Annotated in this window: 3 protein-coding genes; all 3 read left to right on the top strand. The window is 72.7% G+C overall.

The window, feature by feature from the left end; translation table 11 throughout:
* Positions 1-675 (top strand): acyltransferase domain-containing protein (locus ACFYNU_RS38105; RefSeq protein WP_388768648.1); only part of this gene is annotated, 675 nt, incomplete at its 5' end.
* Positions 672-9,827: an SDR family NAD(P)-dependent oxidoreductase gene (locus ACFYNU_RS38110; protein ID WP_356597227.1), complete on the top strand. Its 9,156-nt coding sequence runs from the start codon at positions 672-674 to the stop codon at positions 9,825-9,827. The genes ACFYNU_RS38105 and ACFYNU_RS38110, both read left to right, overlap by 4 nt.
* A gap of 26 nt (positions 9,828-9,853) precedes the next feature.
* A partial coding sequence (locus ACFYNU_RS38115) for a beta-ketoacyl synthase N-terminal-like domain-containing protein (protein WP_388768650.1) occupies positions 9,854-15,117 on the top strand: 5,264 nt, incomplete at its 3' end.

Raw genomic sequence — 15,117 nt, forward strand, 5'->3', positions numbered from 1 at the left:
GTGGAGATCGCGGCGTTCAACGCGCGTCGATCGGTGACGATCTCGGGTCCGGCGGACGCGGTGTCCGGTTTCTGTCAGGATTCCGGTCTGCGGACGCAGCAGTTGACAGTCAGTCACGCGTTCCACTCGGCCTCGATGCAGGGCGCGGTCGAACCATTCGTCGAAGCAGTGGCGGGCCGGGCACTCTCGGCGCCGGTGATCGGCTTCGCTTCGACGGTGACCGGGGAGTGGCACACCGCCGAGACGGCCACCGACCCGGAGTACTGGGGACGCGCCATCCGCGAACCGGTGCGCTTCTCCCAGGCGTTGACGACGCTGGCCGAGGCGGGCCCGGCGGTGGCGTGGGAGATCGGTTCCCATCCCCAACTGACCTCGCTCGCCCGCGCGTCGTGGAGCGGCACACAGCCTGCGTGGCTCAGCACGCTGCGCCGCGACCGCACCGACCAGGTGCAGCTCCACAACGCGGTGGCGAACTACTACAACCACACCCGCACCGACATCGACTGGACCGGTCTGCACCAGGACAAGGGCCGGCGCACCACCACCATCCCCACCTACCCCTTCAACCGACAGGAGCTGGCCGCGCCGCCCGTCCGCCGTGGCGGAAGCGGCACGAGCACCCTCAGCCACCCGCTGTTCGACCGTCACTACGAGCACCGGAGTGAGGGACAGTGACGCATCAGGGCGAGACCTACGAGAAGACGTTCACGGGCCAGGAACCCTTCATCGCCCAGCACCGCTCCGCCGGCACCGGGCTGCTGCCCGCGGCGGTGCAGCTGGAGATGGCGATGGTGGGGGTCGCCCGGCGGCGGCCGTTCGCCCCGCTGGAACTCACCGATGTGACTTTCCTGCGCCCCCTCACCATCGCCGACGACGCGGCGGCCCCTGTCCGGCTCGACGTGTCCTTCGGCCCCCGGACCACCTTCGAGTTGAGCACCGTCGTGGCCGGCGACCGCAAGCCGCTGTCCACCGGAACGGGCCGGCTGCTCCCGGACGCCTCCCCGGCCCCGCCCGCCGACACCGGCCGACGGATGACGGGCACGCGGACGCTGACCCCCGAGCGGCTGTACGACAGCTGGGCGAGCGAAGGGCTGCTGTACGGTCCCGACTTCCGTACCGTCCGGGACCTCACCGTCGGCGACGGCGGCACGGCCCGCGCCACGCTGCGGACCGACAGCGAACCGGTGCCCTGGTACGCCCATCCGCTGCTCGTGGACGGCGTGTTCCAGGTCGTCAGCTGCGCGCTCCAGGACCTCACGGGCGAGGCGGGCCCCTATCCCATGCTGCCGATCGGCCTCGCCCGGCTCACGGTGTTCGCCGATCTCTCGGTGCTGTCGGCCGGTGTCACCGTCATGGTGCGCCGGACCGGCGTCGACGGCGCGTACGCGACGGCGGACGCCCAACTGCTCGGCCCCTCGGGCGATGTCGTCGCCGAGTTCGAGGCGCTGCGGATGCGCCGAACCGCCGCCGTGTCGCGGCCGGCGGACGCCCCGGCCCGGCCGCGCGCGGACCCGCTGCCGATCACCCGGATCGACTGGCGGCCCGCACCGGCGAGCGACGAGCCGCCCGCTCCGGCGGCCGGCACCTGGGTCGTACTGCACAACGGCGACACGGGCGGCCTGGGCGAGCGAGCCGCCCGCCAACTGCGGGCCGACGGAGCCCGCGTGGTTGAGGTCGGGGTCGGACCGCTGCCCGAAGCGCCCGCGGACGGCCCCGATCACCGGACGCTCGCGCGGCCGGACGAGGAGGCGTTCCGCCGGCTCTGGGAGGAGATCGGCGACCCGGTCGCGGGTGTGGTGCATCTGTGGAACGCCGGCGACGCGCCCGAAGGCGCCCCCGCTCCGGGGGAGGAGACGGCGCTCCGCCTCGGTCTGTACGGCTGCCTGGCCGCGCTGCGGACACTCGGCGAGCGGCAGCGCAAGTCCCGTTTCTCCGTCGTGACCAGGGACGGGCAGCCGGTCGCGGCAGGCGACCGGCCGGTGCCCGCGCGCGTCGCCCTGTGGGGGCTCGTCCGCACCGCCGCCATCGAGTACCCGGGCCTCCGCCCGCACCTCATCGACATCGACATGGACGGCGACGGCGACCAGGCCTCCGACGGCGACCGGGCTTCCGACGACGGCCTGCTCCGGGCGGTCCTGACGGAGATCCGCGCCGCCGACGGTCCCACCGAGGTCGCCTTCCGGCAGGGCGTACGTCACCTGCCCGTCCGGGTGCGCGACCGGTCGGCGTACGCTACACCCGGCGGTACGACGGGGCCCATCAGACAGGGTGGCCGTTATCTCGTCCTCGGCGGGCACGGCGGACTGGGCCTGGAGGTCGCCGACCGGTTCGCACGGGAGGGCGCCGGTGTCGTCGCACTGGTCAGCCGCTCCGGAGCGGCCGGTGCCGATCACGACCGGACGGCCGCGATCGGTGCGCGAGGATGCGAGGTCGTCTCGTACGGCGCGGACGTGACCACGCCCGGCGCCCTGGCGGCCGTCGTGGAGCGCTTCCGCGCGGAGTTCGGCGAGTTGCACGGCGTGGTCCACGCGGCCGGCGCACTCAAGGACGGGCTGATCCGCAGCGCTACCACCGAGGACATCGCGGCGGTGATGCGGCCGAAGGCCGACGGCGTACGGGAGTTGGCCACCGCCGTGGCGGGGCTGAACCTGGACTTCGCCGTACTTTTCGCATCGGTCTCCGGCACCTTCGGCAACCTCGGCCAGGGCGGATACGCCGCGGCAAACGCCTACCTCGACGGCTTCGCCCACGCGCACGGCTCGCCGTGGCTGAGCGTCGACTGGGGCCTGTGGGGCGAGGTGGGTATGGGCGTCGCCGTCGCGGAGCAGCTACGGCGACGTGGAGTCCGCCCACTCGGCACCACGGAGGGCCTGGACGCGCTGATCGCGGTACTGGGGGCGGCGGACGGCCCCCGGCAGGTGGTCGTGGCTCACCCGGACGCCGGCGATGTGATCGAGGAGCCTGGCGCGCCGTCCGACGTACACGCGAAGACTGCTGACGAGGCGTCAGATAGCTCTGTTCCGGGTGGAGATGGCGATCGGGAGCGCGTTGGGGAAGCGCTGGAGCGGTTCCTGACCGAGCGGCTTGGGGTCGCGTCATTCGACCGCGACACTCCGCTGTCGGACTTCGGTATGAGTTCGATCATGAGCGTCGAGCTGTCGGAGGAGCTGTCCCAGAGATGGGGCATCCACCTCCCCGCGACGCTCTTCCTCGAGTACGGCGAATTCGCCGAGCTGGTCGAGGCTCTGACGGGCCGTTACGGTGCCGCCGCCGCGGTCACCGCCGCGGTCGCGGGACCAGAGTCTGAAACCGCCGACACCGTGATCCCGGTGGCCACCGCCGTAACGGCGGGCACCGCCGAGGCTGCCGAAACCTTCCCGGCCGCCGCACCCCCGCACCACGCGCGCCCGGACACGGCCGTCGCGATCGTCGCCGTGTCCGGTGATCTCCCCGGCGCCGTCGGCGGGGTCGACGGGCTGTGGCCCCTGCTCCGCTCCGGCGGTCACGCCTTCACCGAGATCCCGGCCGAACGCTGGGACATCGACGCCCACTTCGAGCAGCGCGGCCCCCGGATGACGGGCACTTACTGCCGTAACGGCGCCTTCGTCACCGGCATCGACCGCTTCGACCCGGCGTTCTTCGGCATCTCCGTACGCGAGGCCGAGGAGATGGACATCCAGCAGAAGCTGCTGCTGGAGCACGCCTGGACGGTCCGCGACGACAGCGGGCTCGCCGGCCGCCGCGACATCGGCGTCTTCGTCGGCGCCACCTACACCCATCACCGCGACACGCAGGGGCTGGAGACCGTCGGACCGCACACCGCGCTCGGCTCCATGAACGCGGTACTGGCCAACCGGATCTCCTACACGCTGGACCTGACCGGGCCCTCGCAGACCGTCGACACCCTGTGCTCGTCGTCGCTCGTCGCCATTCAGCAGGCGGTCGCCGCGCTGCGCGCCGGACACTGCGGCGCCGCGATCGTGGCGGCCTGCCAGGTCGGCCTCACCCCCTGGTACTACCGCAGCCTGAGCCAGCTCGGCGCCCTGTCTGACAGCCGCCCACGGCCCTTCGACGAGCGCGCCGACGGATTCCTGCCGGGCGAGGGCACGCTGGCCGTGATGCTCAGACCGCTCGCCGACGCCGAGAGGGACGGCGACCGGATCTGGGGCGTCATCCGGGGTACGGCCGTCAACCACGGTGGCCGTGGCAGTGCCATGCCGGTGCCCCGCAGCGAGGCCCAGGCCGCCGTCGTCCGGGCGGCACTGGACGACGCCGGACTGACCCCGGCCGACATCTCCCTGATCGAGACGCACGGTACGGCGACCCGGCTCGGCGACCCCATCGAGATCGCCGCGCTGACCGAGGTGTTCGGCGGTGACCCGGACCGCGGCGAGCCGTGCCACATCGGGACGGTGAAGGGCAACATCGGGCATCTGGAGCCCGCGGCCGGACTCGCGGGTCTGGTGAAGGTCCTGCTGAGTCTGCGGCATCGGGAGATCCCGCCCGTCGCCGGTTTCGAGACCCCCAGCAGCCATCTCGACCTGTCGGCCGGGCCGTTCGTGATCCCCGTCGAGGCACGTCCGTGGACCTCCGACGGGCCGCGCCGCGCCGGGATCAGCTCTTTCGGGATGGGCGGCACCAACGCGCACATCGTCGTGGAGGAGTACGAGCGGCACGAGGCGTACGACGGGCACGACGGGTACGACACGGAGTCCCGTACATCGCCCGCCGTACCGGACGAGCACCTGCTCGTCATGTCCGCGCATACCCCGGCCGCCCTGGCCCGGCGCATGGCGGACGTCCGGACACTGCTGCTGCGGGAGGACACGCCGAGCCTGAGCGCGCTGTGCCGATCCGCCGCCGTCGGACGCGACCACCAGACGCACCGGGTAGCGGTTCTGGGAGCCACAGTCGAGGAGCTGACCGCCGGGCTGGCCGAGGCACTGCGCCTGGCGGACCGGGCGCCCGGCACTGTCGTACGCGGTACGACGGTGCTGGACAGCGCGTCGACCGGGCTCAGCGGCCCGGCCTTCCGCCACGTCAACGGCGGCACCGTCGACTGGGCCACGGTGTATCCGGGGCCGCCCGAGGCCGGCCGCCCCGCCCTGCCGCCCTATCCGTTCGCCCCGCGCCCCGAGGCGGTCGCGTCCGCAGTGTCGCCCACAGCGCCCGCCGTCCCGGACGACGTGCCGCCCGCCGCACCGGACACGACCGACGTCGTACGGCGACTCTCGCGCGCCCACCGTGTGCTGGGCGAGCAGACCGTACCCGGAGCGCTGCCGGTGGCCATCGGTCTGCGGACGAGCGGCGCCCTGCGACAGATCACCTTCACCGGTCGCGGGACCGGCGACCATTCCCTCACGAGCGACCTGGACGACCCCACCCGTACCGGGCCGGCCGCCTTCCGGTACGCCGACCGGGTCATCGCCCGGCTCGCCACCGCCGAAGCCCCGGCCACACCCCCCGCCCCGGTACAGCTCGACACCGTGCGCGCCGCCCTCGGCCGGACGCTGGAACCGGCCGGTCTCTACGCCTGGTTCGCGGCGAAGGGCATGGAACTCACCGCACCACTGCGGTCCGTCGCCGAGATCCACTACGGCGCCGGCCGGGTACTCGCGCGGATCGATGTCCCGGCCGGCGACGGTCTGGCGGCCGAGGCGGTGGCACTCGACGCCGCCCTCCAGACCATGGCCGTGCTCACGCTGGCGGATCCCGCGGCTCCGTCCGCCACCTATCTGCCGGTCTCCATCGGCCGGGCGGTGCGCTGGGCGGACGCGGCACGGGCGGCGTTCGTACTGCTCGAAGGCGCCGAGCCCGACAGCGACGGCACGCGACGCGGCGACGCGTCCCTGCTGGCCGCCGACGGGCGGGTGCTCGTCCGGCTCGACGACATCGAGTACCGGACCGTGGCCGGGAACGACGGAAACCCCGGCAGCGGCGGGAGTTCAACAGAAGGGGGGAGTTCCGTGAACGGCGCCGCGCCGTCCGCCCCCGCCCACCGCGCGCCCCGGAGCGCCGCTGCGGAAACGGCGATCGTCACGGTGGTACGTGACGTCCTCCACGACCCCGGTGTCACGGCGACGACCTCCCTGTCCGCCGTGGGACTCGATTCCATGCTGGCGACGGCGATAGCGGCCGACGTCGAGGCGGCGTACGGGGTGAAGCTGAGCCCGACGGACGTCCTGGACGCCGCGGACTGCCGCACTCTCGCCGCGCACGTCGCCGAACTGGCGGGCGACGAGGGCGTGTTCGCCCCGGCCCCGGTCCCGGCCCCGGACACAGCCACCGTCAGCGAGCCGATGACCGTCCACGAGCCGGCCACCGTCCGCGAGCCCGCGCCCGACACCCCGGACGACCGGGAACACGACATCGCCGTCATCGGGCTGGCCCTGGCGCTACCCGGCGCCCCGCACCCCGAACGCTTCTGGTCACTGCTCGCCGGATCCGGCGAGGAGATCCGTCCGGCTCCCGCCCACCGCTGGGGCCGGTACGCCGACGGTCCCGAGCCCGACGTCGGCGGATTCCTGGACAACGTGGAGGAGTTCGACGCGCGGTTCTTCGACTTCTTCCCCAAGCAGGCCGAGGTGCTCGACCCCCAGGCCCGCTGGCTGCTCCGTACGACCTGGGAGGCGCTGGAGTCGGCCGGCCTCCCGCCGCGCCAACTGTCCCCGTCCACCGGTGTGTTCGTGGGCGCCAGCTACCAGCACTACCGGGACTACAACATCGCGCCGGAGCTGGACGCGCCCAGCGGCCTGGGCAACCACAACGCCTTCCTGGCCAACCGCGTGAGCTTCTTCCTGGATCTGCACGGTCCGAGCATGACGATCGACACGCTGTGTTCGTCGTCGCTGGTGGCGTTGCACACGGCGGTGCGGAGCATCCGTGACGGCGAGTGCGAACAGGCCGTCGTCGCCGGTGTCCGGGTCGCCCTGTCCCCGCTGCACTACGTCGCGATGAAGAACCTGCGCGCACTCTCCCCGTCCGGCGCGTCCCGGCCGTTCGACTCCGGTGCGGACGGGTTCGTGCCGGGGGAGGGCGTGGTGACGGTGGTGGTGAAGCCGCTGCGTGCCGCGCTGCGTGACGGTGACCGGATCCGGGGTGTGATCCGGGGAAGCGCGGTCAACCACGGTGGCCGTACGAGTGGGTTGACCGTGCCGAGCAGCACCGCGCAACAGCAGGTCGTCCGAGCCGCGCTTAGGGACGCGGGGGTGTCGGCGGAGTCGATCGGGCTGGTGGAGGCTCATGGCACGGGGACGAGTCTGGGCGATCCCATCGAGGTCGAGGGGCTGACGCGTGCCTGGCGTGGTGTGACGGACAAGTCGCAGTTCTGCGCGATCGGTTCGTTGAAGGGGAATGTGGGTCATCTGGAGCCGGCGGCGGGGTTGGCCGGGCTGGTCAAGGTCCTGCTGGCGATGGAGCACGAGACGGTTCCGCCGTCGTTGCATGTGGTGCGGCCGAATGACCACATCCGGTTCGAGGAGACGCCGTTCTATCTCGCTGACCGCGCGATGGAGTGGCCCCGCAACGGATCGCCCAGGCGGGCCGCGGTGAGCGCGTTCGGCATGGGCGGTGTGAACGCCCACGTGATCGTGGAAGAACCTCCGTCGCCGCCTCGGCGTGAGACACCGCCTCGGGACTCGCACGTCGTACGGATCAGCGCCGCCGACGAGACCGCGCTCCGCACACTCGCCGACGCCTACGCCGACCGGTTCGACGCCGTACGCGACGCCTGGGAGACCGCCGACCTCTGCCACACCGCCAACACCGGCCGTTCGCCCATGGAGTTCCAGACCGCGGCGCACGGATCCACCGCCGCCGAAATCGCCGCCGCGCTGCGCTCCGTCGCGGCCGGCGCTGTTCCGGTGGCTCGCGTCGAGGCCGACCTGACCACCGAAGAACCGGTCGCACCCCGGCCCGCCGAAGCGGTGGAACTGGTCAAGGCGGGTCACGCGCACATCGACTGGGCCTCGCTCTCCGCCGAGGGGGCTCGGGTCACGGACCTGCCCACCTATCCGTTCACGCGAGGGGCGTACTGGCGCACCACCGACTCCGAGGCCGTGCCGGACCCGGTACGACCGGCGGGCGGTGAGGCGGTACGTATCGCGTGGCGCCCCCGAGAACTGGCGCCCGCGCCCGTGACCGGCCAGGCCGGCCAGACCGGTCCGTCCACCGTACGGCTGGTCGCCGCGGACCCCGGGATCGGGCGTGCGCTGACGACGGCCCTGCGGGACCTGGGCGTGACCGTCGTCGCGACCGGTCAGGAGGCGGACACGACCATCGTGCTCGACGCCCCCGCCGGCGCGACGGCCCAGGACGGCCGCCGGACCGACGAACTAAGCGCATTCTGGGCTGAGTTGAGTGGCTTGATGAAGTCGCTGCCCGCGCACGGGAAACTGCTCTGGGCCGGCTTCCACGCCGTGGCCGTACGGCCCGAGGAGCGCGGCGACGTGTCTCCCGTACGCGCCGCCATGGCCATGGCCGTACGCGCCGCCGGGGCCGAGAACCGTAAGCCCACCGCCGTGGTTCAGCTGGACCCGGCCGAGCGGGCCGAGGCACAGGCCGTCCACCTGGTGGCCGAGTACGCCGCCCTGAGCGCCGGCCCGACGGACGGGGCCGACGCGGGCGCCACGCTCGCCGCCTACCGGCGAGGCGTCAGATACACCCCGGAAGCGGTCCCCGCGCCCGCCGGCCCGCCGTACACCCTGCCCGCCGACGGGTACTACCTGGTCACCGGAGGACTCGGCGCCGTAGGACTGCGGCTGACCCAGCGGCTGATCGACCGGGGAGCCCGCCGCGTCGGCATCATCGGCCGGTCGGTCGTCGACGCCGAAAGGTCGGCTCCCTTGCGGGAGTTGGGCAGACAGGCCGAGGTCGAGTATCTGGCCTGCGACGTCTCCGACCCGGCGGCGCTCGCCGCCGTGGCCGGGCAGTTCGGCCGGCGCTGGGGCCGGCTGGTCGGCGTCGTGCACTCGTCCGGCGGGGTCAACCCGTTCGGGGCGATGCACCGCCGGACATGGGGCGACGCCGAGAAGGTGCTCGCCCCCAAGGTCCCCGGCTCGCTGAACGTCGTCCGGCTGGCCGAGGAGCAGGGCGCCGACTTCACCGTCCTGGTGTCCTCGATCGCCGGCACACAGGCGTCCGCCGGCCGCGGCCTGGTCGACTACAGCCTCGCCAACGCCTACCAACTGGCCCTCGCCGAGCGGGAGAACGGCGCCGGCACCACGGTCACCGCACACGCGTGGCCGAACTGGACGGACATCGGCATGAAGGCGGACGCGTCCTTCTCCGCCGCGTACTCGATCGGCGCCGAGCAGGCACTGGACGCCTTCTTCGACCACCTCCGGTCGGGTGGCGCCGTGATCTTCCCGGGCAGCGCTCCGGACACGCCACCGACGGCTGTCGGGGCAACGGAGTCCCTGCCGACGGCGGCACCGGTCGGACCACCCGTAGCCCCTGCCGTGCGCACCGGACAGGACGTGGCCGAGATGCGCATGTGCGTCCGGGACGCCTTCGTCCAGGTGCTGGGGGAGGACCCCGGTGACCGCCCGCTCCAGAGTCTCGGGCTGGATTCCCTCGTGATCGCCGAGCTGACCACCGCCCTTGAGCAGCGCAGTCAACTGACCGTCGATCCCTCGCTGTTGATGCGGGCCCGGACGGCCGACGAGATCGCCACCGACCTCGCCTCGTTCGAGGTGCCGGCCTCGCCCCGTCCCCCCGCTGTCGATCCGTCCGTCCCCGACCACGAGTCCACGACGACATCCGCACTGAGCGCCCTGCTGCGTCCGCTGCTCGTGCACGACGGACAGCGGGGAGTGGGCCAGGCATGACCGGAGAGCCGAACGAAAGGACTGCTGTGAGCGAGCGCGACACCCGCATCGCCGTGATCGGCCTCGCGGTACGGCTCCCGGGCGCCGAGGACGCCGTCGATCTGACGGCCCTGCTCGGCCGCGACGGGGTGGAGGTCGGCGAGGTCCCGCCGAGCCGGTGGGCCCGCGAGCTGTACCGGGGCGAGGGTCCCCACCAGGGCACCCACCACCGAGGCGGCTTCCTGGTGGACCCGTTCTCCTTCGACCACGAGGCGTTCGGCATGACCGCCGAGGACGCCGTGCTTCTCGACCCGCAGCAGCGCGTGATGCTGGAGGTCGGCGCGCGGGCCCTGGAGGACTCCGGATATCTGGGGGTACGCCGCCGGCTCGACGCCGGGGTGTTCATCGCCGCGCGCATGAACGCGTACGGCTTCGACCAGGGCCGGGGCACGGTTCCGCCCGGCCCCGGTACGAGCGGCGAGCCCGGCCCCGTCGGGATACCGGGGCCCGCCGCCCTGTGGGGGCGCTCGCAGAACTTCATGGCCGCCTGGCTGTCGGACCGCTTCGACCTGGCGGGCCCGAGCCTGGTGGTCGACACCGCCTGCTCGTCCTCGCTGTCCGCTGTCTGGCTCGCCTGCCAGAGCCTCGCGGCCGGTACCTCGGAACTGGCCCTGGTCGGTGGCGTCGATCTGCTGATCGACCCGCTCACTTTCGTACTCCTCTCCCGTACGGGGGCGCTCTCCCCGGACGGGCTGTGCCACACCTTCGACAGCCGGGCCAACGGTTATGTGCCGGGGGAGGGAGCCGCCGCCCTCGTGCTGAAGCCGATGCCCGCCGCGCTTGCCGACGGCGACCTGATCCTCGGAGCCGTCAGCGGGGTCGCGGTCAACAACGACGGCCGCACCATGGGCGTCACCACACCGAACCTGGAGGCCCAGATCGATCTGCTGGGCAAGGCGTACCGGACCATCGACCCGGCGACCGTCCAGTACGTCGAGGCGCACGGCACCGGCACCGCGATCGGCGATCCGATCGAAGTGCGGGCGCTCACCGAGGTGTTCACCAGACACGGTGTCGCCCGGAACTCCGTCGCGCTCGGCTCGATCAAACGCCGGATCGGCCATCTGCACTCGGCGTCGGGACTCGCCGGACTCGCGAAGGTCGTCCTCGCGCTGCGCGAAGGCACCGTCCCGGCCGTGACGGTGGAGTCGCCCAACCCGCGCCTCAACCTCGCGGACAGTCCCTTCCATCTGCCCGAGACGCGCCTCCCCTGGCCGGACGCCCCGGTGCGGCGGGCGGCGGTGAGCGGCTTCGGCTTCGGCGGCACCAACGCCCATGTGGTGGCCGAGGCCGCGCCCCGTACGGAGAGCATCCCCGAGGGGCGGCCCGAACCGGTCGTCCATGTACTGCCGCTGTCCGCCGACACCCCGTACGCGCTGCGCGAACTGGTGGCCCAGTGGCTGGAGTTCCTGCCGACCCTGTCGGCCGCCGGACCTCGTGAACTCGGCGACGTCTGCGCGACGGCCCGGCTGGCCCGGCCGCACCGTACCGAGCGGCTGGCCGTCGTCGGCGCGGACGCGGATCAACTGGCCGCCGCGCTGCGCGGCTGGCTCCTGCGGGCCGCCGCCGCCGAGGAGACCCGTACCGCCGTCTCCGTACGGCCCGAGGCGGCCGGTGCCCCGCCCGCGTGGCTGATCGCCCTCGACCGCACCGTGCCGGCCGTCCGTGAGATCGTCGGCCAGTTCGAAGCGGCCACCGGAACCCAACTAGTCACGTTTACGGGGGAGTTGCTGCGGATCGTCTCCGGGGTCGCCCTCGCGATCGCGCTGCGCGACCTGGGACTGCCCGCGGGCGCCGTCGACCTGCCCCCGGGCTGGGAGGCGGTCGGGGACTTCGTACGAGGACGAGTCCCGCTGGAGCAGGCGCTGGGCGATGTCCTGCGCGGCGACAACGCACTCGCGCGCGACGCCCGGGACCACGCCACCCGGGACCAGGCCGGCCGGGACCAGGCCGCCTCCGACGGCCACGACCTCGTCGCGCGCCTCGCCGAAGCCCGCGACGAGCGGGACGTCACGACGGTGCTCGCCGCGATCTCCGCCGAGCTTTTCCGGGCGGGCCAGGAGATCGACTGGGCGGTGTTCCAGCGGTCCGCGGGCGTACCGTGGCGCAAGAGACTGCTGCCCTACGCCCAACTGCGCGGCCGTGCCCTGAACTTGGCCGAGCCCCTGCGCTCGGCCGAACCCGGGAGCCCGGCCGAGCTGGTGTCGGACGAGGGGACCGCCGGGTACACCTTCTCGCGCGTCTTCGGTCCGGCCGAGGCCCCCATCGCCCAGCACGCGGTGTACCGCACACTCATGCTCCCGGGTGTGGCGTGGTTCGACTTCCTGCGTGAAGGCGCCGCACTGCGCGGGGAACTCTTCCACGGGGCCCGGGACATCCTCTTCCACCGCCCGCTCATCCCGTCCGGGGCCCACCGCGTCGTCGGCCGGGTGGACGCGGAGGGCCGGTTCAGGGTGGAGGACCCCGAGAGCGGGGAACTCTTCGTCACCGGCCGGCTCGTCACCGGGCGCCCGCCCGAGCCGGCGCCTCCGATTCCCCTGACCGCCCTGCTGGCCGACTGCGCCGGCTCCGCCGTGCACGCGGGCTCCGGCCTCTACCGGTGGCTGCGGCGGATCGGTTACCACCACGGCCGCTACTACCGGAACATCTCCTGGGTGGCGAGCCTGCCCGACGGCGGCACCCTCGCCCGTATCGAAGGCGCCCGGCAGCGGGAGATGAACGCCCAGGACGTACAGCTGTTCCCCGGGCTCCTGGACAGCGTGACGGTCGCGGCCATCGACCCGGCGAACCCGGTGTTCGGCGCGGCGGACGCGTCCGCGTTCATCCCGCTCTCGGTGGGCCGGCTGGATGTCCTCGGACCGCTGGACGGCGCCGCGTTCGTCCGGACGGAGATCGCCTTCTGGAACGACGAGGCCTGCCGGGTCACCCAGACCGTGACCGACGAGACGGGAACGCCCCTGCTCGTCTTCGGCGACATGGCGTCCAAGCGGGTCCCCGTCCAGGCGTTCAGCACGGGCGGGACACCGGCGCCGGCGGTGTCCCCGGCCCAGGCCGAGCCGGCTTCACTCGCGCCGGCTCCCACGGTGCCGACCACCGCTCCGGCTCCCACCGCGCCAGCTCCCACCGTGCCGACGCCATCTCGTCCGACGGCGCCGGCGGCCCCTGCCGCCCCCGTCATCCCCGCCGTTCCTGTCCCCGTCCCCACCGCCTCTGTGACCCCCGCCGTCCCCGCTGCCTCCCGGTCCGCGCGGGCGCTCAACTGGTTCCTGGCGTTGACCGGTACCTCCGAGGAGCACGCCGACACGGAGTTCCTGTCCGCCGGATTCGACTCGGTGGGCCTGGTGGCACTGAGCGAGCGCATCTCCGAGGAGCACGGTCTCTCCCTCTACCCCACCGTCTTCTTCGAGTATCCGACCCCCCGGCAGTTCGCCGACTTCCTGGTGGAGGAGGCACCGGGGCTCATCGACACACTGGCGGCCCCCGCCGCCCCCGAGGTGCCCGAGGCCACCCCTGTCGCCCCAGCCGTGGCGCCCGTATCGGAACCGCCCGCGCCCGTGGCGCGGACGACTGTCACATCACGAAGACCAGAAGCCGAGCCCCCGGCCGCTCTCCCCGAGACCGTCCCGGCAGCACGACCGCGCGATGTCGCCGTCGTGGGAGCGGCGGTCAAGCTGCCCACCGCCGGCGATCTGACCGCCTTCGCCGAACTGCTCACCGAAGGCCGGGACACGGTCCGCCCGCTGCCCGAGGGCCGTTGGGACAAGGCGGCCGGGCCGGTCCCGTACGCCTCGTTCCTCGACAGCGTGGACGAGTTCGACCCGGCCCCCTTCCGGATCTCGGCCCGCGAGGCTCCCCTGATCGACCCGCAGGCGCGGATCGTGTACGAGACGATCTGGGAGGCACTGGAGGACGGCGGCCGGATCGGCGGCCGGGCCCACGGCGGCAAGACCGGTCTGTGGATCGCGTACAGCCACGACCACTACCACGAGGAGCGGGTGCGCCACGGCGTACCCGACGGGCGTGGCCTCGGACTTGAGGCGATGATCGCGAACCGGTTGTCGTACCTGATGGACTGGCAGGGCCCGAGCGGACTCGTCAACACTCTCTGCTCGTCGTCCCTGGTCGCCATCCACTCGGCGCTCCAGCACCTGCGCACCGGCGACATCGACACGGCGGTCATCGGGGCCGTGCACGCGGGCATCAGCCCGGAGTACTTCCGGTCGATGGGGGACCTGATGGCCCTGTCGCCCCGGCACCGAAGCCGCGCGTTCGACAGCACAGCCGACGGATTCGTCCCGGGAGAGGGAGCCGTGGCGGTGGTCCTGCGGCGGTACGACGACGCCCGGCGTGACGGTGACCGGATCCGGGGTGTCATCAAGGGCGCCGCCGTCAACCACGGCGGACGCACCACCCGCTACTCCGCACCCAGCCCCCGGGCCCAAGCGGCCGTCATCTCCGCCGCGTTGGGGGATGCGGGGGTGTCGGTGGAGTCGATCGGGTTGGTGGAGGCTCATGGGACGGGGACGAGTCTGGGTGATCCGATCGAGGTGGAGGGTCTGACGCGTGCCTGGCGTGGTGTGACGGACAGGTCGCAGTTCTGTGCGATCGGTTCGCTGAAGGGGAATGTGGGTCATCTGGAGCCGGCGGCGGGGTTGGCCGGGTTGGTGAAGGTGTTGTTGGCGATGGAGCATGAGGTGGTTCCGCCGTCGTTGCACGTGGTGCGGCCGAATGATCACATCCGGTTCGAGGAGACACCGTTCTATCTCGCTGACCGCGCGGTGGAGTGGCGTCGGAACGGGTCGCCGAGGCGGGCCGCTGTGAGCGCGTTCGGCATGGGCGGTGTGAACGCCCATGTCATCGTGGAAGAGGCTCCCGCACTCCCGAAGCCGGCGACGCCCGCGCAGGACTCACACGTCGTACGTATCAGCGCCGCCGACGAGACGGCACTCCGCACACTCGCCGACACCTACGCCGACGCCTTGACCCACACACCCGACGACGCGCTCGGCGACTTCGCCTTCACGGCCAACACCGGCCGCGCCGCCCACCGTCTGCGTGCCGTCGTGCACGGTGGCGACACTCGCGAACTGGCCTCGGGCCTGCGGGATGTCGCCGAGGGCCGGACACCGGCGTCCCGACGCGGCGGTACTCCTGCCCCCACCGCTTTCATGTTTACGGGGCAGGGTTCGCAGTATGTGGGTATGGGGCGTGGGTTGTATGGGGTGGAGCCGGTGTTTCGGGCGGCGTTGGA

The organism is Streptomyces sp. NPDC006643 (assembly GCF_042870175.1).
Lineage (GTDB): Bacteria > Actinomycetota > Actinomycetes > Streptomycetales > Streptomycetaceae > Streptomyces.